This window comes from Stenotrophomonas bentonitica (assembly GCF_002887735.1).
GTDB classification, from domain to species: Bacteria; Pseudomonadota; Gammaproteobacteria; order Xanthomonadales; family Xanthomonadaceae; genus Stenotrophomonas; species Stenotrophomonas bentonitica_A.
Map to the genome: position 1 here is coordinate 69,928 of NZ_PKQP01000009.1, position 22,516 is coordinate 92,443.

Here is a 22,516-nt window from a genome sequence, read left to right on the forward strand (position 1 = left end):
GAATACCCCATTCTACCAACCCACCATGGACGGCCCGGCCAACCCGGCGATAATGGGTCATGAACACGCAACGCTCCCCCACCCGCGCCGTCGCCTGGATGCTCATGGCCGTGGCCTGCTTCTCGCTGATGGATGCCGGCATGAAGCAGCTGTCGGCCAGCTATCCCACCCTGCAGGTGACCTTCCTGCGCGGCGCGGCGTCGCTGCCGTTCGTGCTGGTCTGGGTGCTGGCCACGGCCGGCCCGCGCTCGCTGGTGCCCAGGCGCTGGGGCCTGCACCTGCTGCGCGGCGTGCTCGGCATGGCGATGATCGGCTGCTTCGTCTACGCGCTGCGCAGCCTGCCGCTGTCCACCGCCTACACCATCTACTTCGTCGCCCCGCTGCTGATCGCCGCGCTCTCGGTACCGCTGCTCGGCGAGCACGTCGGCCCGCGCCGCTGGATCGCCATCGGCATCGGCCTGATAGGCGTGCTGGTGGTGCTGCGCCCCGGCGTTGGCGGGATCATCTCCTTCCCCGGCCTGATGGTGCTGCTCGCGGCCACCGCCTATGCGCTGGCCGCGATCACGGTCAGCATGCTGACCCGGACCGATACCCCGCAGTCGATGGTGGTGTGGTTCCTGGTGATCATGGCCGTCGGCGCCGGCCTGCTCGCGATCCCGGACTGGCAGCCGCTGCAGTTGGGCCACGCGGCCCTGATCGCGGGCATGGGCCTGGCCGGGGCAGGGGGGCAGGTCGCCCTGACCCGGGCCTTCCAGCTGGGCGAAGCGTCGATGATCGCGCCGCTGGAATACACCGGGCTGGTCTGGGTGATCGGCTGGGACCTGTTGTTCTGGGGCGTGCTGCCCGACCAGGTGACCTGGCTGGGCGCAGCCATCATCGTGGCCTCGGGCCTGTACCTGCTTCACCGCGAGCGGGTCCGCCGGGTCGAGCCGCCCAGGCCGCTGGATCATCCCTGAGCCCGGCAGGCGCCCGCCAGGCCGACCGGATCACGTTCCCTTAGAACCAAACGGAATATCATTCCGCGCAACCGCACGGGCCAGGGCCGCCCCGCGCTGGTAGGCTGCACGCCCCCTCCCGTCGATGCCCCGGTTGACCGCGAAGTGATCGAGTTCCAGCGCCTGCACAAATCCTATGCCGTCGGCGGCCGCGCGATTGCCGCGCTGCAGCCGCTGGACCTGACCATCGAGGCCGGCGAAGTGTTCGGCATCATCGGCCATTCCGGCGCGGGCAAATCGACCCTGATCCGCCTGATCAACCGGCTGGAGGAACCCACCGGTGGCCGCCTGCTGATCAATGGCGAAGACGTCACCGCGCTCGACGCCGAGGGGTTGCGCGTGCTGCGCCGGAAGATCGGCATGATCTTCCAGCACTTCAACCTGCTGTCCTCGCGCACCGTGGCGGCCAATGTCGCCTTCCCGCTGGAGCTGGCCGGCACGCCGCGCGCGGAGATCGACGCACGCGTGGACGAACTGCTGCACACGGTCGGCCTGGAAGCGCACGCCAACAAGTACCCGGCGCAGCTTTCCGGCGGCCAGAAGCAGCGCGTCGGCATCGCCCGCGCGCTGGCCACCCGCCCGCAGATCCTGCTGTGCGATGAGGCCACCAGCGCGCTGGACCCGCAGACCACCGCCTCGGTGCTCAAGCTGCTGGGCAGGATCAACCGCGAGCTGGGCCTGACCATCGTGCTGATCACCCACGAGATGGACGTGATCCGCCGTGTCTGCGACCGCGTCGCCGTACTCGATGCCGGCCACCTGGTCGAAACCGGCCCGGTCACCGAGGTGTTCCTGCACCCGCAGCACCCGACCACCCGCCGCTTCGTCAGCGAGTCCGAACAGGTCGACGAGGGCGAGCTGCACAAGGATTTCGAGGCGGTGGCCGGTCGCATCGTGCGCCTGACCTTCCTCGGCGCCGATACCTATGAACCGCTGCTGGGGCGCATCGCGCGCGAGACCGGCGTGGACTACAACATCCTGTCCGGCCGTATCGACCGGATCAAGGACACCCCGTATGGGCAGCTGACCGTGTCGCTGGTCGGGGGCGACGTACAGGCCGCCCAGGCGGGCTTCGTTGCCGCCGGTGTCCATCTTGAGGAGCTGCGCCGATGATCCTGGCCACCGCAGGCGGGTTCTTCCGCCACCTCGACGCCGGCAAATGGGCCGATATCGGCCAGGCCACGCTGGATACCCTGCTGATGCTCGGCGGCTCGCTGCCGCTGACGCTGCTGATCGGCCTGCCGCTGGGCGTGCTGCTGTTCCTGACCGGCTCGCCGCAGCTGCACCGCAAGCCGGTGCTGTACGGTTCGCTCGCGCTGCTGGTGAACCTGCTGCGCTCGGTGCCCTTCATCATCCTGATGATCGTGCTGATCCCGCTCACGCTGTGGATGATGGGCACCTCGCTGGGCGTCCGTGGCGCGATCGTGCCGCTGGTGATCGGCGCAGCGCCGTTCTATGCACGTCTGGTCGAGACCGCGCTGCGTGAAGTGGACCGCGGCGTGATCGAGGCGACCCAGGCGATGGGCGCCACCACCTGGCAGCTGGTCACCCGGGTGCTGCTGCCCGAAGCGCGGCCGGGCCTGATCGCCGGTGCCACCGTCACGGTGATTGCGCTGATCGGCTTCACCGCGATGGGCGGTGCGATCGGCTCGGGCGGCCTGGGCGACCTGGCGTTCCGCGATGGCTACCAGCGCTCGCACACCGACGTGGCCCTGGTCACCGTGGTGCTGCTGCTGGTGCTGGTGCAGATTCTGCAGATGATCGGCGACCGGCTGGTCTCGCACTACAGCCGGAAGTAACCGGTAGGTACCGACCGTTGGTCGGTACGCCATGCCCAGCGGCGACCGGGCATGGCCTCAGGTCGTGCCGCCCAAGGGAGTGCCGGGGCGGCAGCACGCGCTGATTCGATTGATCAGGTGATCGACCAACGCACCATTGCGTGACGGGGAGCTGTGTTATATTCCGTTTGGCGTAATACGCTGTGCGGAATGATTCAGTCCTTCCGATGCCGCCACACGCTCGCGCTGTTTGCGGGGCGATGCCCGCGCCAATTCCGTGCGTTCCAGTCACTGGCCGAGCGCAAGCTGCAGATGCTGGATGCTGCACAGACCCTGCAGTTCCTGCGCAGCCCGCCCGCAAATCGGCTCGAAGCGCTGTGCGGTGATCGACGCGGGCAACACAGCATCCGCATCAACGCGCAGTGGCGGTTGTGTTTTGTCTGGACCGACAACGGTCCGCGTGATGTCGAGATCGTCGATTACCACTGAGGTGCCATCCATGAGCCGCCCCATCAACAACCTCAGGGCCGTCCATCCGGGCGAAATCCTGCGCGAGGAGTTTCTGCTGCCGTTGCAGCTGAGCATTACTGCGCTGGCACGGGCCTTGGATGTGCCGCCGACGCGATTGCACGCCATCGTGCATGAAACCCGTGGCGTAACGGCCGATACCGCAGTGCGCCTGGCGCGTCATTTCGGCGGGGACGCCGCGTCGTGGCTGGCCCTCCAGGCCGAGTACGATCTGAAGACGCTGCCGACCCGTCAGGAAATCGAGCGCAGGGTGCAGCCGCGCGAGGCGGCCTGAGCGCCGCCCTTACCGGACGTTCGGCACTTCAAAGCCCAGCCGGTCCACCTGCTCGGGGTGCTGCGGCACGCGCTTGAGCTTGTCGGTGTTGACCCCGTAATCGTCACGCAGGCGGGTGGCGAGCTCTTTGTAGAGCTCCTTGTCCATGTCCGGCTGGCGCGCGAAGATCCAGGCCATCTCGCGGCCCGGGTAACCCAGCATCGCCCACGAATAGTCCGGCGCGACTTCCAGCACGCGGGTGTGGGTCGGCACGATCTTGTAGAACCAGGTGCGCCAGTTGTGGTTGCCGCTCTTCTCGTCCACCGAGGCGCGGACGGTCAGTTCCTGCTGCGGTTCGGAGAAGCCGTCGCGGTAGCGGTATCTGATCGACACCTTCTGGTCTCCGCGCAGGCGGAACTCATTGACGCTGGCGACGTGGCCGCGCTCGATCGGGTTCGGCACGCGGCCGATCACGTACCAGGTGCCCATGAACCGCTGCAGGTCGATCGGCGCCGCGGCGCTGTCGACCGCGACCGGCGTCGGCGCGGGGTCCGGTTTGGTCTCATGACGGAACGCACAGGCTGACAGCAACGCCAGCGAGGAGACCAACAGGACAGCGCGAAGCGGGCGGTTCGAAGACATGCGGCGGGTGGCTCCAGTGGCTGGCAGGGGCATGGTGGGTGGGACAGCAGAGAACGTCAATGGCGGCGCGGCGGTTGCGTGACCGATTCATGCAGCCTCGGCGCCGGAGGTCCTTGCTGCCGCGGCCGACCGACAAGGTCGCAGCCGGTGAGATGGCCGCGCGGCAAGGTGACGCATCACTTTCGCACGGAGCTGTGTCATGACCCTGTCGTCTTCCCCGCGTTCGTCCGACCGTCCCGATCCGCGCGTGCTGCGCTGCGTCAGGCAGGCCGCCCTGGCCGGGGTCGCCCTGGTCCTGGTCTGGCCCGCCGCACGGGGCCACAGCGAGTGGGTCGGCTGGCTGCCGCTGTGGCTGGTCGGCATGCCCCTGGTGGCCTGGTGGAGCCTGCATCGCTTCCGCCTGCCGCTACCGGGCCTGCTCACCCGGACCGCCCGCCGCCGTCGTGGGCCGCAGGCGCGGCGCCGCGGTCGCCCGCTGCCGCGACCGGCCCGGCCTGACCTTCGACACGTGAGCCGCAGCCAGACGGTGTGATAGCGTCCCAAGGCTATGAATGCCTGGAGCTGCAATGTCACGATTCGCTTCCGCCTGCCTGGTGGCAGGTCTGATCTCCGCCAGCGCGGCGGGAACCGCCATGGCCGCTGACGCCCCCGCGGACAAGTACGCCTGGCTTGAAGATGTCACCGGCGACAAGCCGCTGGCCTGGGTCAAAGCGCAGAACGCCACGTCCGAAGGCCGCCTGGCCTCGACCCCGGCGTTCAAGCAGATGGAGACCAGCATCCGCGAGGTGCTCGATTCGGACGCCAAGATTCCCGGCGTACAGAAGATCGGCGATTACTACTACAACTTCTGGAAGGACAAGCAGCACGAGCGCGGCCTGTGGCGCCGCACCACGCTGGCCGAGTACCGCAAGGCCTCGCCGCAGTGGGAAACCGTGCTGGATCTGGATGCGCTGAACAAGGCCGAGGGCGAAAACTGGGTCTGGCACGGCGCCGACTGCCTGCGCCCGGACTATTCGCGCTGCCTGATCGCGCTCTCGCGCGGCGGCGCCGACGCCGACGTCACCCGCGAGTTCGACCTGGCCAACAAGGCCTGGATCAAGGACGGTTTCTTCCGCCCCGAGTCCAAAGGTGGCCTGAACTGGATCGACCGCGACACGGTCTTCGTCTACACCGATTTCGGCACCGGCACGATGACCACTTCCGGTTACCCGCGGGTGGCCAAGCTGTGGAAGCGTGGCACGCCGATGGCTTCGGCTTCGGTGGTCTATGAAGGCAAGCCCGATGACATGTACATCGCGGCCATGCACGACGATACCCCCGGTTACGAGCGCAACCTGGTCAGCCGAACGCTGGCCTTCTACAACAACGAGATCTTCCTGCGCGCCGACGACGGCACGCTGACCAGGATCGATGCGCCGAACTCGGCGGAGAAGGGCCTGCGCAAGCAGTGGCTTACCCTGGAGCTGCGCGAGCCGTGGACCGTGGGCGGCAAGACCTACGCCGCCGGCTCGCTGCTGGCCACCAGGCTGGACGATTACCTCGCCGGCAAGCGCGACTTCGACGTGCTGTTCGCACCGACCGACACCACCTCGCTGGCCGGCACCAGCTGGACGAAGAACCACCTGGTCCTGAACGTGCTGGACGACGTCAAGAGCCGCCTGAGCGTGCTGACCCCCACCGACAGTGGCTGGAAGACGAGTGCCTTCACCGGCGCGCCGTCGTTCGGCACCGTGGCTGTCAGCGCGGTGGATGCCGACGACAGCGATGCGGTGTGGATGACCGTCACCGATTACCTGACCCCGACCACCCTGGCCATCGCCGAGATCGGCAAGCAGCCTGAAGTGCTCAAGACCATGCCGGCGTTCTTCGATGCCGATGGCAAGGTGATCGAGCAGCACTTCGCCACCAGCAAGGACGGCACCCGCGTGCCGTACTTCGTGGTGCACCGCAAGGACATGAAGCTGGACGGTTCCAACCCGACCCTGCTGTACGGCTATGGCGGCTTTGAGATCTCGCTGACCCCGTCCTACTCCGGTGGCATGGGCCGCGCATGGCTGGAGAAGGGCGGCGTATACGTCGTGGCCAACATCCGTGGCGGTGGCGAGTACGGTCCGCGCTGGCACCAGGCAGCGCTCAAGCAGAACCGGCACAAGGCCTATGAAGACATGGCCGCGGTCGCCCGCGACCTGGCCAGCCGCAAGATCACCTCGGCCAAGCACCTGGGCGTGCAGGGCGGCAGCAACGGCGGCCTGCTCACCGGCAACATGCTGACCCAGTACCCGGAACTGTTCGGGGCGGTGGTGATCCAGGTGCCACTGCTGGACATGAAGCGCTACAGCCACCTGCTGGCCGGCGCCTCGTGGATGGCCGAATACGGCAATCCGGACACGGCCGATTGGGAGTTCATCAAGACCTTCTCGCCGTACCACCTGTTCGATGCGAAGAAGACGTACCCGCCGGTGCTGTTCACCACCTCCACGCGCGATGACCGCGTGCATCCGGCACACGCCCGCAAGATGGCGGCCATGATGATCGACGCCGGCAAGGACGTGACCTACTACGAGAACATCGAAGGTGGCCACGGCGGCGCAGCGAACAACGCGCAGGCCGCGCACATGTCGGCTTTGGCCTATAGCTTCCTGTGGGAGCAGCTCTCCAAGTAAGCTCGGGTTGCTCGACGGCCAGGGGCAGTCGAGCAGCCGGCAGGGAGTGAGCCTGCCGCAGACGTTGTAGCCCCCTGGAGCGGACTCCGGGTGGTGGGGCGTCAGGTTGGCTCCACCCCATTTTCAGCGCCACGCAGCGATGCGTGGCGTTTTTTTTCAGGGGTCGCTCAACGCACCCACGTCTCCAGCCCACGCGCGATCCGCCGCACCGCCTCTTCCAGGCGTGGCACTTCCTGCGTGTAGGCCAGCCGCACGTGCGCGTTGGCGCGGTGGTGCCCGAAGTCCAGGCCCGGGGTGAACGCGACATGCTCGGTTTCCAGGAAATGCGCACAGAAGGCCTGCGCATCCCCGGTGAACGCACTCACGTCGGCGTAGAGATAGAACGCGCCTTCCGGTTCCACTTCGATCCGGAAGCCGAGCGCCCGCAGCGCCGGCAGCAGGTAATCGCGGCGCTCGCGGAATGCCGCGCGGCGCTGCTCGAAAATCGCGATCGACTCCGGCTCGAAACATGCCAGCGCCGCATGCTGGGCGATGCTGGAGGCGCTGATGTACAGATTCTGCGCCAGCTTCTCCAGCTCCTTCACCGCCTGCGGCGGCGCGACCAGCCAGCCCAGTCGCCAGCCGGTCATCCCGTAATACTTGGAGAAGCTGTTGAGCACGAAGGCGTCATCGTCGACCTGCAGCACGCTGGCCGCGTCCATCCCGTAGGTGAGGCCGTGGTAGATCTCATCCACCACCAGGTGCCCGCCGCGCGACTTCAGTGACTGCGACAGCGCGTCCAGCTGCGCAGCGGAAAGCACGGTTCCGGTCGGGTTGGCCGGGGAGGCGACCAGGGCGCCGACACTCTCGGCGTTCCATTGCCGTGCCACCAGTTCCGGCGTGAGCTGGTACGCCGTTTCCGGGCCGACCGGTACCAGCTGCGCGGCCCCTTCCACCAGGCGCAGGAAGTGCCGGTTGCACGGGTAGCCCGGATCGGCCAGCAACCAGTGCTTGCCGGGATCGACCAGCAGGCTGCTGGCCAGCAGCAACGCGCCCGAGCCACCCGGGGTGACCAGGATCCGCTGGGGGTCGATCTGCACCTGGTAGCGGTCCTGGTAGAACCCGGCAATCGCCTCGCGCAGCGCGGGCAGCCCGCGGGCGGCGGTATAGCGCGTGTGCCCGGCCGCCAGTGCCGCCTGGCCGGCGCGCACGATCGGGGCGGCGGTGGTGAAGTCCGGCTCGCCGATCTCCAGGTGGATCACATCGTGGCCGGCCTGCTCCAGCGCCTGCGCGCGGGCCAGCAGCGACATCACGTGGAAGGGTTCGATTTCCTGGCTGCGGCGGCTGTAGCCGGTGCCGGTCGGGGGCGTGCGGGAAGTGTCCATGGCCTGATGATAGGCGCAGTGACCAACGACAGGCTTGCTGCTGGCCCACCCGGCGGCACAGACTGCACGGACACGGACGCCATTGCATTCCCCCGCCAGGAGCCTTATCTCGTGAAACCCGCCCTTTGTTTACTGGTTGCCAGCCTCATGACCTCCAACGTGCACGCCGCCCCCGCGCTGACCCCGCCCGACGCCGAGAAGCACCCGCACACGGTGAAGGCTCCCTTTGGCGCGACCCGCAGCGATGATTACTACTGGCTGCGTGACGACAAGCGCGAAGACAGGAAAATGCTGGCGTACCTGAACGCGGAGAATGCCTATACCGACCAGGTCGTGGCGCCGCTCAAGCCGCTGGAAGACACGCTGTACAAGGAGATCGTCGCCCGCATCAAGCAGGACGATGCCAGCGTGCCCTCGCGTGACCGCGGCTACTGGTATTACACCCGCTTTGAAACCGGCAAGGACTACCCGATCCAGGCACGCCGCAAGGGCAGCATGGAGGCGCCGGAAGAAATCCTGCTCGACATCAACACGATGGCCGAGGGCAAGGGCTACTTCAACGTGGGCGATGCCGATGTCAGCCAGGACAACCATCTGCTGGCCTGGGCCGAAGATGATGTGGGCCGCCGCCAGTACGTGATCCGCTTCAAGGACCTGCGCACCGGTGAAGTGCTGCCGGACCGTATCGAGAACGTCTCGCCCAACGTGGTCTGGGCCGATGACAACCGCACCCTGTTCTACGTCGAGAACGATCCGGAGACGCTGCTCACCGTGCGCGTGAAAAAACACGTGCTGGGCACCCCGGCGAGCAGTGACGTGCTGGTCTACGAAGAGAAGGACGACAGCTTCTACATGGGCGTCGGCCGCACCCGCGATGATCGTTTCCTGACCATCGAACTGCACAGCACGGTCAGCTCGGAAACGCGCTACGCCCCGGCCGCCGATCCGCAGGCATTCAAGGTGCTGGCACCGCGTGCACGCGACGTGGAATACGACGCCGACCACTTCAACGGCCGCTGGGTGATCCGCACCAACGATGCTGATGCGAAGAACTTCAAGATCGTCACCGCACCCAGTGATGCCACCACGCGCAGCCAGTGGAAAGACTGGGTCGCGCACGATGATGCGGTGCTGATCGAAGGCTTCGAGCTGTTCGATGGCTTCACCGCGATCGCCGAGCGCTCCAATGGGCTGGAGCGCGTGCGCCTGCTGTTCCCGGATGGCCGCCAGGACTACGTCAAGGCCGACGAGCCGGCCTATTCGATGGGGCTGGCCGCCAACAGCGAACACGATACGCCGTGGCTGCGGTACGCCTACACCTCGCTGACCACCCCGACCACCACCTACGAGCTCAACACCGTCACCGGTGAGCGTCGCCAGCTTAAGCAGCAGCCGGTGATCGGCTATGACCCGTCGCAGTACACCACCGAGCGTGTATGGGTGACGGCCCGCGATGGCGTCAAGGTGCCGGTGTCGCTGGTCTACCGCAACGGTTTCAAGAAGGACGGCACCGGCGCGCTGTACCAGTACGCCTACGGCAGCTACGGCATGTCGATGGATCCGGGCTTCAACCAGACCGTGGTCAGCCTGCTGGATCGCGGCGTGGTGTATGCCATCGCCCACATCCGCGGCGGCCAGGAAATGGGCCGTGCGTGGTATGAGGACGGCAAGCTGCTCAAGAAGCAGAACACCTTCAACGATTTCGTCGATGTCACCCGTGAGCTGGTCCGCCAGGGCTATGCGGCCAAGGACCGCGTCGCCGGCTCCGGTGGCAGCGCCGGTGGCCTGCTGATGGGCGCGGTCGCCAACCAGGCACCGCAGGATTACCGCGTGATGGTCGCCCAGGTGCCGTTCGTGGATGTGGTCACCACCATGCTCGATGCCAGCATCCCGCTGACGACCAACGAGTACGACGAGTGGGGCAACCCCGAGCAGCGCGAGTACTACGACTACATGCTGAAGTACTCGCCGTACGACAACGTCGCCAAGCAGGCCTATCCGGCCCTGTATGTCGGCACCGGGCTGTGGGATTCGCAGGTGCAGTACTGGGAGCCGGCCAAGTGGGTGGCCAAGCTGCGCGATGACAACACCGGTCACTTCCCGATCGTTTTCCGCACCAACATGGAAGCCGGCCACGGTGGAAAGTCCGGCCGCTTCCAGCGCTATCACGAGCTGGCCGAGTCGTATGCGTTCGTGCTCGACCAGCTGGGCGTGACCCGGACCCCGTAATGGCAGCCGCCGGCCGCCGGCCGCCGAGGGACGACGATGGCTGCTGCCCGGCCAAGGATCGTCAACCGCTCCGGTAGTGCCGGCTGCTGGCCGGCACCGCCTGGGCCCAGCAGGAGGCGGGGCTGCCGGCCAGCGCCGGCACTGCCGGGGGGCTTCCAGGGGCGCGATTTCTGCGCGGCCTGTTCATCCAGCCAGCACCCAAGCGCCCAAAGTGCGCGGCTATACTCAGGGCATGAAGACATCCCCCCGTACCCTCATCTCCCTGACGCTGGCTGCCTCGGCGCTGCTGGTGCTGTCGGCCTGTGGCAACAAGGGCCCGCTGGTCCTGCCGCAGAAGCCGGTCCCGGTCGAAGAACAACTGGTCGAACCGGCCGCCGACGACGCCACGCCGCCGGCCGCCGATGCCGATACCGATTCCCCGGTGGTTCCCGATCCCGTTGAAGCCCCGGCGCTGAAGGCCAATGACGGGAATGAGTAAGGCAAGCACGTCCGCGGCGCTGCGTTTCACCAAGATGCATGGCGCCGGCAATGATTTCGTGGTGTTGGACCTGCGCGATGGCAGCGTACCGCCGGATGCCGCACTGGCCGCGCGCCTGGCCGATCGCCATACCGGCGTGGGTTGCGACCAGATCCTGACCATCGAACCGCCCAAGGCCGAGGGCTCGGTGGCCTCCTACCGGATCTGGAATGCCGACGGCAGCCGTTCGGAGCAGTGTGGCAACGGCGCGCGCTGCGTCGCTGCCTGGCTGGTGCGCGATGGTGCGGCCACTGGCACCACGTTCGCGATCGACAGCCCGGTCACCACGCACGCGGTTGAGCGCCTGGGTGAAGACCAGTACGCGGTGGCCATGGGCGTGCCGCGTTTCGAGCCGGAGAACGTGCCGCTGATCGGCTTCGCCCGCGCCCGCGAGGAGTATCTCTTGCCGCTGCAGGGGGACACGGTGCGTTTCGGCGCGGTGTCGATGGGCAATCCGCACGCGGTCATCGAAGTGGGCCTGGTCGATGCCGCCCCGGTCGAACGCCTGGGTCCGTTGCTGCAGCAGCACGCCTCGTTCCCGAAGTCGGTCAACGTCGGCTTCGTGCAGGTGCTCGGCCCGCAGCATGCGCGCCTGCGCGTGTACGAGCGCGGTGCCGGCGAAACCCTGGCGTGCGGCAGCGGCGCGTGCGCCGCGGCCGTGGTGATGATGCAGCGCGGTCGCCTGCAGCGCGATGCCACGATGTCGCTTCCGGGTGGCGATCTGCGCATCCGCTGGCCGGCCGATGATGCACAGATCGTGATGTCCGGACCCGCAGCCTTCGTCTTTGATGGAGAGTGGAACGCATGAGCGACACCGCCGAGAAAATCGGATCGCACGAAGTAGCCGCCTGGCTGCGCCGGCATCCGACCTTCCTGAAACAGTTCCCGGACCTGGCCCTGACCCTGGTGGTGCCGCGTGATGACGGTCCCACCGCGTCGCTGGCCAGCTACCAGCTGGAAGTGCTGCGCGACAAGAACCGTGAGCTGTCGCGGCGGCTGGCCGATCTGGCCGCCAATGCGCAGATCAACGAGCGCTTGGCGGTCCGCACGCACCAGCTCACCCTGGCACTGATGAAACAGGACTCGGCGGCCGATACCCTGCGGGCGATGGCCGCCTCGCTGGAAGAAGATTTTGCTGGCGATCTGGTCCGGCTGATCGTGCTGCACCCGGTTGCGGGGCTGGAGCAGGCGCCGTGGCTGCAGGTGATCGAGGAGAGCAGCCCGTTGCTGGGGGTGTTCCGCGATTGCCTGAAAGACGGCGAGCCGATCTGTGGCCGCCTGCAGCCGGAAAAAAATACCGTGCTGTACGCGGGGCGTGCCGAGGAAGTGCAGTCCAGCGCGCTGCTGCCGCTGCCGGGCGTCGGCCTGATCGCGGTGGGCAGCCACGACGGCAACCGGTTCTACCCCGGCATGGGCACGTTGTTCCTGCGCATGATGGGCGAGTCGCTGGTCGTGGCCCTGCAGCGTTTCCCGTCGCCCTGACATTCCCTTGAGCGGAGCCGTCGTGAGTACCGCGCAGGACTTCCTGTCGCATCTGCAGGTGGAGCGCCGCATGTCGGCGCACACGCTGGATGCCTATCGTCGCGACCTGGACGCCCTGGCGGCGTGGTCGGACGGGCAGGGCGCCATCATCGACACGCTCGACAGCGCGCAGCTGCGCCAGTTCATCGCGGCCGAACACCGGCGTGGCCTGTCGCCCACCTCGCTGCAGCGCCGGCTCTCGGCGTGCCGCAGCTTCTACGCGTGGCTGCTCAAGCACCATCGCATCGCGGCCAACCCGGCCACCGGCCTGAAAGCCCCCAAGGCGCCGCGCAAGCTGCCGCAGGTGCTCGATGCCGATGAAGCCGTGCAACTGGTCGAACTGCCCACCGATGCACCGCTCGGCCTGCGCGATCGCGCGCTGCTGGAGCTGTTCTATTCCTCCGGGCTGCGCCTGAGCGAGCTGTGCGCGCTGATCTGGCGCGACCTGGATTTCGATACCGGCCTGGTCAACGTGCTGGGCAAGGGCAACCGCGAGCGCCGGGTGCCGTTCGGCTCGCATGCACGCACCGCGCTGCAGGGCTGGCGGGCCGAGAGCGGCGGCGCGGCGACCGCGCCGGTGTTCCCCGGGCGCAAGGGCGGGCCGATCACCCAGCGCGCCGTGCAGATCCGCATCCGCCAACTGGCCCAGCGCCAGGGCCTGTTCAAGCACGTGCACCCGCACATGCTGCGGCACAGCTTCGCCAGCCACATCCTGGAATCCTCCGGTGATCTGCGCGGCGTGCAGGAGCTGCTCGGTCACGCCGACATCGCCACCACGCAGATCTACACCCACCTGGATTTCCAGCACCTGGCCAAGGTCTACGATGCGGCCCACCCGCGCGCCAAGCGGCGCAAGAGCGGCAACGAAAGCTGAATCGATCCGCTGCGGCATCCGGGCGCAGGGCAGGGCGGGTTGAAGCGTCGGGCAGAGACCCCACCTCAGTCTTTGTCACCCCGGAGGCTCCATGGACCCCAGTCAGAACCCCAACGTATTTCATGCCACCACCATCATCTCGGTGCGCCGCAATGGGCATGTCGCCGTCGCCGGCGATGGCCAGGTCACGCTTGGCCACACGGTGATGAAGGGCAACGCCCGCAAGGTGCGCCGCCTGGGTCGCGAGGGCCAGGTGCTGGCCGGTTTCGCCGGTGCCGCCGCCGATGCCTTCACCCTGTTCGAGCTGTTCGAGGCCAAGCTGGAAAAGCATGGCCAGCTGCAGCGCGCTGCGGTGGAACTGGCCAAGGATTGGCGCACCGAGCGCCGCCTGGGCAAGCTTGAGGCATTGCTCGCCGTCGCCGACAAGGACACCTCGCTGATCATCAGCGGCACCGGTGATGTGATCGAGCCTGAAGACGGCATCATCGCGATCGGGTCCGGTGGCTCCTACGCCCTGTCGGCCGCCCGCGCGCTGATGGCGCACACCGAACTGGATGCCCGCACGATCGCCACCGAGTCGATCAACATCGCCGGCGACATCTGCATCTACACCAATCGCAACGTGGTGGTCGAGGAACTGTAAGCATAGTGCCGGCCGCTGGCCGGCAACCTCGAAAAACCCAATTCATCCGTGAGCACACCCATGCCGCACAAGATTGAAGTTTCTTCCGCCACCATGACCCCGCGCGAAATCGTGCAGGAACTGGACCGGCACATCGTCGGCCAGCACGACGCCAAGCGTGCGGTCGCCATCGCGCTGCGCAACCGCTGGCGCCGCATGCAGCTGCCGACCGAGCTGCGCAACGAAGTGATGCCCAAGAACATCCTGATGATCGGCCCGACCGGCGTCGGCAAGACCGAGATCGCGCGTCGCCTGGCCACGCTGGCCAATGCACCGTTCGTCAAGGTCGAAGCGACCCGCTTCACCGAGGTCGGCTATGTCGGCAAGGATGTGGAGCAGATCATCCGCGACCTGGCCGACACCGCGGTCAAGCTGTACCGCGAGCAGGCCAAGGTGCGCGTGCGCACGCAGGCCGAAGAACGCGCCGAAGACCGCATCCTGGATGCGCTGTTGCCGCGCCGCAGCACCGGCATCGGCTTCGACGCCGAAGCCGCGCGCAATGAGCCGTCCGCGCAGGACAACGAGACCCGCATCAAGTTCCGCCGCATGCTGCGCAACGGTGAGCTGGACGAGCGAGAGATCGAGCTGGAAGTGTCGGCCAACGTGAGCATGGACATCATGACCCCGCCGGGCATGGAGGAAATGGGCCAGCAGCTGCGCCAGATGTTCTCCAGCATGGGCGGCGCGAAGGCGCAGAAGCGCACGCTGTCGATCAAGGCGGCGCGCCCGCTGCTGGTCGAGGAGGAGGCCGGCAAGCTGGTCAACGAAGACGACATCCGCAGCGCGGCGATCGAGGCCTGCGAGCAGCACGGCATCGTGTTCATCGACGAGATCGACAAGGTCGCCAAGCGCGGTGACAACGTCGGTGGTGGCGATGTGTCGCGCGAGGGTGTGCAGCGCGATCTGCTGCCGCTGGTGGAAGGCTCCAACGTCTCCACCAAGTACGGCACGATCAAGACCGACCACATCCTGTTCATCGCCTCCGGTGCGTTCCACCTGGCCAAGCCCAGCGATCTGATCCCGGAGCTGCAGGGTCGTTTCCCGATCCGCGTGGAGCTGGGTGCGCTGAGCAAGCAGGACTTCGTGCGCATCCTCACCGAGCCCAAGGCTGCGCTGACCAAGCAGTATGAAGCGCTGCTGCAGACCGAGGGCGTCTCGATGAAGTTCACCGTCGATGCGGTCGACCGCCTGGCCGAGATCGCGTTCCAGGTCAACGAGCGCCAGGAAAACATCGGCGCGCGCCGCCTGCACACCGTGCTGGAGCGCCTGCTGGATACGCTGAGCTATGAAGCGCCGGATCGCGATGGCGAGACCATCAGCATCGACCAGGCCTATGTCGATGCGCATCTGGGCGAGCTGGTGCAGGATCCTGACCTGAGCCGCTACATCCTGTAACGGCACGCAACGATCGGGTGGTAGGAAGAACGGCGGCACTGCGGTGTCGCCGTTTTTTTGCTCAGGCGTCGTCGTCGGTTGGCAGGGCGGTGGGCGGGGCGCCCGGGGTGAATACACCTGGCTGCACGAATGCGCTGAGGATCGCATCCAGCGTCTGCGCGCCATCGCGCTGAATCTCGAACAGCTCCGGTTCCAGCATCGCGCTATACAGCACGCCGGTCAGGCTGGTGCTCACGATGCGCGCCACCGTGTCCACGTCTACCCCCTCGCGCAGCTGCCCCAACTCCCGCGCGCGCTGGAACGCGGCCGCGAAAATGCCCAGCTCCTCACGCGATGCCTCCAGCTGCAGCGCCTGCATCGCCTGGCTTTCCACCGACAGATCGTTGCGCAGCATGATTTCCATCATGTTGCGCAGGCGTTCGTCTTCGGCCAGTTCGCGGAAGGAGACCAGCAGCGCCGAGCGCAGGTCCAGGATCGGCGTGTTGCGCTTGGCCGAGGTGGTGCGGCGCATGCGCTCGATGAACGGCACGCGCTCGCGGTCGATCATCGCGGTCAGCACTTCGGCCTTGTTCTTGAAGTGCCAGTACACCGCGCCGCGGGTAAATCCGGCGCGCGCGCCGATCATCGCCAGGCTGGTGCCGGCGACCCCGTATTCATGGAAACAGACCTGGGCCGCATCGAGGATGCCCTCGCGGGTGGCCTGCGCCTCTTCTTTGGTTTTTCTGGCCATTGCGCTGTGCAGTTGCTGGATGAAACCGGCCTGAATTGTACCGCTTTACAAACAAACATGCATGTATGTATATTTGCGCCCCACTGATCCTCAGCGAGGACTGCCCGCGAATGCCGGCGGGTCTCGTTTCGGATATTTGCCGTCATTTGCTGCCTGTTTGTCGTCATTCTTCGCTTTTATCGGAAGTTGGGCTGCAGGCGCGCCCTTTTCCGTCTGCGAGCCCCTACCGCCATGTCCAGAACCCCGTACCGTCTTCTCGCGCTTTCCCTCGCGATCGCCCTGACCGTGTCCGCCTGTGGCGGTGGTGAGCAGGAGGGTCCACAGGGCGGGCCTGGCCAGGTCACCGTGGCCACCCTGAAAGCCGAGCAGGTCGGCCTGACGCGCGAACTGCCTGGCCGGACCAACGCGTTCCTGGTGGCCGAAGTGCGCCCGCAGGTCAACGGCATCGTGGCCAAGCGGCTGTTCACCGAAGGGGGCCTGGTCACCGCGGGGCAGCCGCTGTACCAGCTTGATGACGCCAGCTACCGGGCCCAGGCCAACAGCGCCCGCGCCCAGCTGGCGCGCGCCGAAGCCACCGCCAATGCCGCACGCCTGAGCGCCAGGCGCATCGGCGAGCTGGCCAAGGTCGAAGCGGTCAGCACCCAGGACAACGAGAACGCGATCGCCGCGCTCAAGCAGGCCGAGGCCGATGTCGGCGCTGCGCGTGCCGCGCTGGATGCGGCCAACGTGACGCTGGGCTATGCCCGCATCACCGCGCCGATCAGCGGCCGCATCGGCAAGTCCTCGGTCACCCAGGGCGCGCTGGTCAGCGCCGGCCAGGCCGAAGCGCTGGCCACCGTGCAGCAGTTGAACCCGATCTATGTCGATCTGACCCAGTCCGCCAGCGAGCTGCTGCAGCTGCGCCGCGAGCTGGCCAGCGGCCGCCTGCAGGACAACCAGACCCTGCCGGTGACGATCCTGCTCGACGACGGCACCGAGTTCGACCACAAGGGCACCCTGGAATTCTCCGAAGTCAGCGTGGACCCGACCACCGGCAGCTACGCGCTGCGGGTCAAGGTCGAGAACCCGGACCAGGTGCTGATGCCGGGCATGTACGTGCGTGCGCAGGTCGGCAGCGGCGTGCGCGAGAACGCGATCCTGGTGCCGATGCAGGGCATTGCCCGCGATCCCAAGGGCGATACCAGCGCCATGGTGGTCGGCAAGGACGACAAGGTCGAAGTGCGGCAGGTCAAGGTGAGCCGCTCGCTCGGCGACAAGTGGCTGGTGGAGGACGGGCTGAAGGCCGGTGACAAGGTCATCGTCGAAGGCCTGCAGAAGATCCAGCCGGGCATGCCCGTGCAGGCCACCGAAATGGGCGCGGCCCCGGCCAAGCCGGCCGCCGCGCCGGCGGCTCCCGCCGCCCAGCAGTAACCGGAGAATTCCATGGCACGTTTTTTCATTGATCGCCCCATCTTCGCGTGGGTGATTGCGATCATCATCATGCTCGCCGGTGGCCTGGCGGTGCTCAAGCTGCCGGTCTCGATGTACCCGGAAGTGGCACCGCCGGCCGTCGAGATCAGCGCCAGCTACCCGGGTGCATCGGCCAAGGTAGTCGAGGACTCGGTGACGCAGATCATCGAGCAGAACATGAAGGGCCTGGACGGCCTGATCTATTTCTCCTCCAACAGTTCCTCCAATGGCCAGGCCACGATCACGCTGACCTTCCAGAGCGGCACCGACCCGGACATCGCCCAGGTGCAGGTGCAGAACAAGCTGCAGCTGGCCATGCCGCTGCTGCCGCAGGAAGTGCAGCGCCAGGGCATCAACGTGGCCAAGTCGAGCAGCGGCTTCCTGCAGGTGCTCGGCTTCGTGTCTGAAGACGGCAGCATGGATGCCAACGACATCTCCGATTACGTCGGCTCCAACATCGTCGATCCGCTGAGCCGCGTGCCCGGCGTGGGCAACATCCAGGTGTTCGGTGGCAAGTACGCCATGCGCATCTGGCTGGACCCCAACAAGCTGCACACCTACAAGCTGTCCACCGCCGAAGTGATCGCGGCGATCACCGCGCAGAACGCGCAGGTCGCCATCGGCCAGCTTGGCGGTGCGCCGTCGATCAAGGGCCAGCAGCTCAACGCCACCATCAACGCGCAGGACCGCCTGCAGACCCCGGAGCAGTTCCGCAACATCATCGTGCGCAGCGCGCAGGACGGTGCCGAACTGCGCCTGGCCGACGTGGCCCGCGTGGAGCTGGGGGCCGAGTCGTACGACTTCGTGACCCGCTACAACGGCAAGCCGTCTTCAGGTATCGCGATCACCCTGGCCACCGGCGCCAACGCGCTGGCCACCGCCAACGGCGTGCGTGCCACCCTGGATGAAATGGCCCCGAACTTCCCGGCCGGCCTGAAGGCGGTGGTGCCGTATGACACCACCCCGTTCGTGCAGGTCTCGATCAAGGGCGTCATCAAGACCCTGATCGAAGCCATCGTGCTGGTGTTCCTGGTGATGTACCTGTTCCTGCAGAACTTCCGCGCGACCCTGATCCCGACGATCGCGGTGCCGGTGGTGCTGCTGGGCACGTTCGGCATCCTGGCCGCGCTGGGCTTCTCGGTGAACATGTTGACCATGTTCGCGATGGTGCTGGCGATCGGCCTGCTGGTCGATGACGCGATCGTGGTGGTGGAGAACGTCGAGCGGATCATGTCCGAGGAAGGCCTCTCGCCGCTGGAAGCCACGCGCAAATCGATGAGCCAGATCACCGGCGCGCTGGTCGGCATCGGCCTGGTGCTGTCGGCGGTGTTCGTGCCGATGGCCTTCATGAGCGGTGCCACCGGCGTCATCTACCGCCAGTTCTCGGCCACGATCGTCTCGGCGATGGCGCTGTCGGTGCTGGTCGCCATCGTGCTGACCCCGGCGCTGTGCGCCACCATGCTCAAGCCGCTCAAGAAGGGCGAGCACCACGTGACCCACAAGGGCTGGTCGGGCCGTTTCTTCAACGCGTTCAACCGCGGCTTCGACAACTCCAGCGCGAAGTATCAGCGTGGCGTGCGCGGCATCCTCGGCCGTCCGTGGCGTTTCATGGGCGTGTTCGCCGCGCTCGCGCTGGTGATGGGCCTGCTGTTCATGCGCCTGCCCAGTTCGTTCCTGCCCAATGAAGACCAGGGCATCCTGATGGCGCTGGTGCAGACCCCGGTCGGCGCCACCCAGGAACGTACCCTGGAATCGATCGACAAGCTTGAAAAGCACTTCATGGAGAACGAGGCCGACGCGATCGAGTCGATCTTCTCCGTACAGGGCTTCAGCTTCGCCGGCATGGGCCAGAACGCGGGCATGGCCTTCGTCAAGCTCAAGGACTGGAAGGACCGTGATGCCGACCAGGGTGCGATGCCGATCACCGGACGTGCCATGGCCGCGCTGGGCGGGATCAAGGACGCCTTCATCTTCGCCTTCCCGCCGCCGGCGATGCCGGAGCTGGGCATCGGCTCGGGCTATACCTTCTTCCTGAAGGACACCAGCGGTGCCGGTCACCAGGCTTTGCTGGATGCACGCAACCAGCTGCTCGGCATGGCCGGGCAGAGCAAGCTGCTGGCCAACGTGCGCCCGAACGGGCAGGAAGACACCCCGCAGCTGCGCATCGATATCGATGTCGGCAAGGCCAGCGCGCTGGGCCTGTCGCTGGAGGCGGTCAACACGACGCTGGCGGCGGCATGGGGCAGCAGCTACATCGATGACTTCATCGACCGTGGCCGGGTCAAGCGCGTGTACGTGCAGTCCGATGCGCCGTTCCGCATGAACCCGGAAGACTTCAACCTGTGGTCGGTGAAGAACACCGCCGGTGAGATGGTGCCGTTCTCGGCCTTCGCCAGCCAGCGTTGGGATTACGGCTCGCCGCGCCTGGAGCGCTACAACGGCGTCTCCGCGATGGAGATTCAGGGCGAGCCCGCTCCGGGCGTGGCCTCGGGCGATGCGATGAACGAAGTGGAGAAGCTCGCCAAGCAGCTGCCGGCCGGTTTCGACATCGAGTGGACCGCGCTGTCCTACCAGGAACGCCAGGCCGGTTCGCAGACGCCACTGCTGTACACGCTGTCGCTGCTGATCGTGTTCCTGTGCCTGGCCGCGCTGTATGAAAGCTGGAGCGTGCCGACCTCGGTGCTGCTGGTGGCGCCGCTGGGCATCCTCGGCGCGGTGCTGGCCAACACCTTCCGCGGCATGGAGCGCGACATCTACTTCCAGGTGGCGATGCTGACCACGGTGGGCCTGACCAGCAAGAACGCGATCCTGATCGTGGAGTTCGCCAAGGAGAACTTGGAGAAGGGCGCCGGCCTGATCGAAGCGACGATGCATGCCGTGCGCGACCGTCTGCGCCCGATCATCATGACCTCGCTGGCCTTCGGTCTGGGCGTGCTGCCGCTGGCTATCGCCTCCGGTGCCGGCTCTGGTGCGCAGCAGGCTATCGGCACCGGCGTGCTCGGCGGCATGGTGGTCGGCACCCTGCTGGGTGTGTTCTTCATCCCGCTGTTCTTCGTGGTGGTGCAGCGCGTGTTCAATCGCAAGAAGTACGGCAAGAACGCTGGAGGTTCCGATGCGTAAGCCCATGATGGCCAGCCTGGCGCTGGCCGTGAGCCTGGTGCTGTCCGGCTGCTCGACGCTGGAGCCGCGCAGCACCGAAGTCGCCCCGGCGATTCCCTCGCAGTGGCCGGCAACGGCTACCACGGGGGCAGTGACCGCTGCACCGATGGAAGTGGCCGACATCGGCTGGCGCGACTTCTTCGTCGACCCGCGCCTGCAGGCAGTGATCAGCCAGTCGCTGGAGAACAACCGCGACCTGCGCGTGGCCGTGCTCAACGTCGAGCGTGCCCGGGCGCAGTACCGCATCCAGCGCGCCGACCGCGTGCCGGCGATCGGCGTGCAGGGGCAGATGACCCGCAGCGGCGGTGATGCGCCGGTGACCGAGCAGTTCAGTGCCAACCTCGGCGTGGTGGAGTTCGAGCTGGATCTGTTCGGCCGCGTGCGCAACCTCAGCCAGGCCGCGCTGCAGCAGTACTTCGCCGAAGCGGCCAACCGTCGCAGCGCGCAGCTGTCGCTGGTGGCCGAGGTGGCCAACGCGTGGCTGACCCTGGGCGCGGACAGCGAACAGCTGCGGATCGCCCAGGCGACGCTGGCGACGTACGAAGATTCGCTGCGCCTGACCGAGGCACGCCGTCAGCTTGGCGGCGCCTCGGCGCTGGAACTCAGCCAGACCCGCACCCTGGTGGAAACCGCGCGCACGGATGTGGCGCGCTTTGCCGGCCAGGTCGCCCAGGACCGCAATGCACTGGTGCTGCTGGCCGGCGGGCCGGTCGATGCCGCCCTGCTGCCGCAGGCCGAGGTGACCGATGTGGCCAGTGTGCGGCCGCTGCCGGCCGGCATGCCGGGCGATGTGCTGCTGCGTCGGCCGGACGTGATGGCCGCCGAGCACGTGCTGCTCTCGGCCAACGCCAACATTGGTGCCGCGCGCGCGGCGTTCTTCCCGTCGATCAGCCTGACCGGCAACATCGGTTCGGCCTCCTCGGAGCTGTCGGGTCTGTTCGACAGCGGCACGCGCGTGTGGAGTTTCATTCCCAAGCTCAACCTGCCGATCTTCCAGGGCGGCAAGCTGCGCGCGAATCTGGGCATGGCCACCGCCGATCGCGATATCGCACTGGCGCAGTACGAGAAGGCGATCCAGTCCGGGTTCCGCGAGGCGGCCGATGCGCTGGCGCTCAACGAGAGCCTGGATGCGCAGTTGTCTTCGCAGCAGGCGCTGGTCGCCGCGGCGGAGCAGGCGCAGCGATTGTCCCAGGCGCGTTACGACGCCGGCCTGGACAGCTTCCTGACCTTGCTGGACGCACGGCGTACCGCCTACACCGCGCGGCAGTCGCTGGTCAGCACGCAGTTGGCGCAGCAGTCCAACCAGGTAGCATTGTACAAGGTGCTCGGTGGCGGCTGGCACGAGCGCGGGTAAGTCTGCGCGGGTGCGTCCGGCCGGCCGCACCCGCGCCCGTCATGGGTCGTCGGCGCGGCCATCGCCGTGGCAGCGCCGCGCGCGGTCCAGCGCATTGCCCGCCTCGCGTGCCATGCGTTCGTACTCGCGGCGGATCTCTTCCAGGCGCTCTTCGTCCAGCTCTTCCAGATCGAGCAGTTCGTTGTTGGCGCCCTTGGTGGCGCGGATCAGCCCATCAAGCTTGATCTGGATCGCGGCGGTATCCGCGTTCTGAGTGACCGCCGCCAGGAAGGTCCACGGCGTTCCCGCCGCACAGGACGCCTTCTTGGCGACCAGGATGAAGAGGCTGCGCAGTTTCATGAGGCACGGCAGACCGGGTCCGAGGTGCCTGCATCATTGGTGGG

The 22,516-nt window shown here is 67.0% G+C and carries 21 protein-coding genes; 17 read left to right on the forward strand and 4 right to left on the reverse strand.

From position 1 onward, the window contains the following. Positions 1–59: 59 nt before the first annotated feature. From C0R07_RS15610 to C0R07_RS15630, 5 genes are all read left to right on the forward strand, one after another. On the forward strand, positions 60–956 hold the full coding sequence (locus C0R07_RS15610; protein WP_019183662.1) for a DMT family transporter: 897 nt from the start codon (positions 60–62) through the stop codon (positions 954–956). A 144-nt stretch (positions 957–1,100) separates the two neighbouring features. Next, positions 1,101–2,108 carry a methionine ABC transporter ATP-binding protein gene (locus C0R07_RS15615; protein WP_019183663.1) on the forward strand — a complete coding sequence of 336 codons (1,008 nt, stop codon included), beginning with the start codon at positions 1,101–1,103 and terminating at the stop codon, positions 2,106–2,108. Beyond that, positions 2,105–2,794, forward strand: a complete 690-nt coding sequence (locus C0R07_RS15620; RefSeq protein WP_019183664.1) for a methionine ABC transporter permease — start codon at positions 2,105–2,107, stop codon at positions 2,792–2,794. The genes C0R07_RS15615 and C0R07_RS15620 overlap by 4 nt, the downstream gene beginning before the upstream one ends. Positions 2,795–2,983: 189 nt before the next feature. Beyond that, positions 2,984–3,262 carry a type II toxin-antitoxin system RelE/ParE family toxin gene (locus C0R07_RS15625; protein WP_070471909.1) on the forward strand — a complete coding sequence of 93 codons (279 nt, stop codon included), beginning with the start codon at positions 2,984–2,986 and terminating at the stop codon, positions 3,260–3,262. Between the two features lie 10 nt (positions 3,263–3,272). Next, on the forward strand, positions 3,273–3,575 hold the full coding sequence (locus C0R07_RS15630) for a HigA family addiction module antitoxin (protein WP_019183666.1): 303 nt from the start codon (positions 3,273–3,275) through the stop codon (positions 3,573–3,575). Between the two features lie 9 nt (positions 3,576–3,584). Here C0R07_RS15630 and C0R07_RS15635 read toward each other — a convergent pair whose 3' ends face one another. Then, on the reverse strand, positions 3,585–4,196 hold the full coding sequence (locus tag C0R07_RS15635) for a lipocalin family protein (RefSeq protein WP_019183667.1): 612 nt from the start codon (positions 4,194–4,196) through the stop codon (positions 3,585–3,587). Between the two features lie 205 nt (positions 4,197–4,401). Here C0R07_RS15635 and C0R07_RS15640 point away from each other — a divergent pair, with 205 nt between their 5' ends. Continuing rightward, positions 4,402–4,728, forward strand: a complete 327-nt coding sequence (locus tag C0R07_RS15640; protein ID WP_083279926.1) for a hypothetical protein — start codon at positions 4,402–4,404, stop codon at positions 4,726–4,728. 34 nt (positions 4,729–4,762) lie between these two features. Then, complete coding sequence (locus C0R07_RS15645; RefSeq protein WP_102789383.1) at positions 4,763–6,859, forward strand: prolyl oligopeptidase family serine peptidase; 2,097 nt, start codon at positions 4,763–4,765, stop codon at positions 6,857–6,859. Positions 6,860–7,026: 167 nt separating this feature from the next. On the opposite strand, the gene C0R07_RS15650 is transcribed toward C0R07_RS15645, so the two are convergent. Continuing rightward, positions 7,027–8,223 (reverse strand): pyridoxal phosphate-dependent aminotransferase, encoded by a 1,197-nt coding sequence (locus tag C0R07_RS15650; protein WP_019183670.1) that lies wholly within the window; start codon positions 8,221–8,223, stop codon positions 7,027–7,029. A 111-nt stretch (positions 8,224–8,334) separates the two neighbouring features. Here C0R07_RS15650 and C0R07_RS15655 point away from each other — a divergent pair, with 111 nt between their 5' ends. From C0R07_RS15655 to hslU, 7 genes are all read left to right on the forward strand, one after another. After that, positions 8,335–10,452 (forward strand): S9 family peptidase, encoded by a 2,118-nt coding sequence (locus tag C0R07_RS15655; RefSeq protein WP_070471915.1) that lies wholly within the window; start codon positions 8,335–8,337, stop codon positions 10,450–10,452. A gap of 232 nt (positions 10,453–10,684) precedes the next feature. Then, on the forward strand, positions 10,685–10,930 hold the full coding sequence (gene lptM / locus C0R07_RS15660) for an LPS translocon maturation chaperone LptM (protein WP_019183672.1): 246 nt from the start codon (positions 10,685–10,687) through the stop codon (positions 10,928–10,930). Continuing rightward, positions 10,923–11,777 carry a diaminopimelate epimerase gene (gene dapF, locus C0R07_RS15665; RefSeq protein ID WP_070471917.1) on the forward strand — a complete coding sequence of 285 codons (855 nt, stop codon included), beginning with the start codon at positions 10,923–10,925 and terminating at the stop codon, positions 11,775–11,777. Before lptM ends, dapF begins: the two co-directional genes overlap by 8 nt. Then, a complete protein-coding gene (locus C0R07_RS15670; RefSeq protein WP_019183674.1) occupies positions 11,774–12,451 on the forward strand; it encodes a DUF484 family protein in 678 nt (225 codons plus the stop codon). Before dapF ends, C0R07_RS15670 begins: the two co-directional genes overlap by 4 nt. A gap of 22 nt (positions 12,452–12,473) precedes the next feature. Continuing rightward, a complete protein-coding gene (gene xerC, locus C0R07_RS15675; protein WP_019183675.1) occupies positions 12,474–13,364 on the forward strand; it encodes a tyrosine recombinase XerC in 891 nt (296 codons plus the stop codon). A 91-nt stretch (positions 13,365–13,455) separates the two neighbouring features. Next, entirely contained in the window at positions 13,456–14,007 is a 552-nt protein-coding gene (hslV, locus tag C0R07_RS15680; RefSeq protein ID WP_019183676.1) for an ATP-dependent protease subunit HslV, read from the forward strand. 60 nt (positions 14,008–14,067) lie between these two features. Then, a complete protein-coding gene (hslU, locus tag C0R07_RS15685) occupies positions 14,068–15,441 on the forward strand; it encodes an ATP-dependent protease ATPase subunit HslU (RefSeq protein ID WP_019183677.1) in 1,374 nt (457 codons plus the stop codon). Positions 15,442–15,502: 61 nt separating this feature from the next. Here the strand turns inward: hslU and C0R07_RS15690 are convergent, their stop codons facing one another. After that, a complete protein-coding gene (locus tag C0R07_RS15690) occupies positions 15,503–16,171 on the reverse strand; it encodes a TetR family transcriptional regulator (RefSeq protein WP_070471919.1) in 669 nt (222 codons plus the stop codon). A gap of 231 nt (positions 16,172–16,402) precedes the next feature. Here C0R07_RS15690 and smeD point away from each other — a divergent pair, with 231 nt between their 5' ends. The 3 genes from smeD to C0R07_RS15705 are packed head-to-tail and all read left to right on the forward strand — an operon-like array spanning position 16,403 to position 22,133. After that, on the forward strand, positions 16,403–17,581 hold the full coding sequence (gene smeD, locus C0R07_RS15695) for a multidrug efflux RND transporter periplasmic adaptor subunit SmeD (protein WP_070471921.1): 1,179 nt from the start codon (positions 16,403–16,405) through the stop codon (positions 17,579–17,581). 12 nt (positions 17,582–17,593) lie between these two features. After that, positions 17,594–20,740 (forward strand): multidrug efflux RND transporter permease subunit SmeE, encoded by a 3,147-nt coding sequence (gene smeE / locus C0R07_RS15700; protein ID WP_102789384.1) that lies wholly within the window; start codon positions 17,594–17,596, stop codon positions 20,738–20,740. Next, entirely contained in the window at positions 20,733–22,133 is a 1,401-nt protein-coding gene (locus C0R07_RS15705) for an efflux transporter outer membrane subunit (protein WP_139146337.1), read from the forward strand. The genes smeE and C0R07_RS15705 overlap by 8 nt, the downstream gene beginning before the upstream one ends. Positions 22,134–22,172: 39 nt before the next feature. Here the strand turns inward: C0R07_RS15705 and C0R07_RS15710 are convergent, their stop codons facing one another. Continuing rightward, the gene (locus C0R07_RS15710) at positions 22,173–22,472 is read right to left on the reverse strand and encodes a low affinity iron permease family protein (protein WP_102789385.1); all 300 of its coding nucleotides are present in this window, start codon (positions 22,470–22,472) and stop codon (positions 22,173–22,175) included. Positions 22,473–22,516 lie beyond the last annotated feature (44 nt).

Bases quoted from the DNA above. Each gene is read 5' to 3' on its own strand.
- C0R07_RS15705 (WP_139146337.1), top strand. From the start codon at position 20,733: ATGCGTAAGCCCATGATGGCCAGCCTGGCGCTGGCCGTGAGCCTGGTG.
- C0R07_RS15625 (WP_070471909.1), top strand. From the start codon at position 2,984: ATGATTCAGTCCTTCCGATGCCGCCACACGCTCGCGCTGTTTGCGGGG.
- smeD (WP_070471921.1), top strand. From the start codon at position 16,403: ATGTCCAGAACCCCGTACCGTCTTCTCGCGCTTTCCCTCGCGATCGCC.
- C0R07_RS15620 (WP_019183664.1), top strand. From the start codon at position 2,105: ATGATCCTGGCCACCGCAGGCGGGTTCTTCCGCCACCTCGACGCCGGC.
- hslU (WP_019183677.1), top strand. From the start codon at position 14,068: ATGCCGCACAAGATTGAAGTTTCTTCCGCCACCATGACCCCGCGCGAA.
- C0R07_RS15635 (WP_019183667.1), bottom strand. From the start codon at position 4,196: ATGTCTTCGAACCGCCCGCTTCGCGCTGTCCTGTTGGTCTCCTCGCTG.
- C0R07_RS15670 (WP_019183674.1), top strand. From the start codon at position 11,774: ATGAGCGACACCGCCGAGAAAATCGGATCGCACGAAGTAGCCGCCTGG.
- hslV (WP_019183676.1), top strand. From the start codon at position 13,456: ATGGACCCCAGTCAGAACCCCAACGTATTTCATGCCACCACCATCATC.
- C0R07_RS15610 (WP_019183662.1), top strand. From the start codon at position 60: ATGAACACGCAACGCTCCCCCACCCGCGCCGTCGCCTGGATGCTCATG.
- dapF (WP_070471917.1), top strand. From the start codon at position 10,923: ATGAGTAAGGCAAGCACGTCCGCGGCGCTGCGTTTCACCAAGATGCAT.
- smeE (WP_102789384.1), top strand. From the start codon at position 17,594: ATGGCACGTTTTTTCATTGATCGCCCCATCTTCGCGTGGGTGATTGCG.
- C0R07_RS15645 (WP_102789383.1), top strand. From the start codon at position 4,763: ATGTCACGATTCGCTTCCGCCTGCCTGGTGGCAGGTCTGATCTCCGCC.
- C0R07_RS15650 (WP_019183670.1), bottom strand. From the start codon at position 8,223: ATGGACACTTCCCGCACGCCCCCGACCGGCACCGGCTACAGCCGCCGC.
- C0R07_RS15630 (WP_019183666.1), top strand. From the start codon at position 3,273: ATGAGCCGCCCCATCAACAACCTCAGGGCCGTCCATCCGGGCGAAATC.
- C0R07_RS15710 (WP_102789385.1), bottom strand. From the start codon at position 22,472: ATGAAACTGCGCAGCCTCTTCATCCTGGTCGCCAAGAAGGCGTCCTGT.
- lptM (WP_019183672.1), top strand. From the start codon at position 10,685: ATGAAGACATCCCCCCGTACCCTCATCTCCCTGACGCTGGCTGCCTCG.
- C0R07_RS15690 (WP_070471919.1), bottom strand. From the start codon at position 16,171: ATGGCCAGAAAAACCAAAGAAGAGGCGCAGGCCACCCGCGAGGGCATC.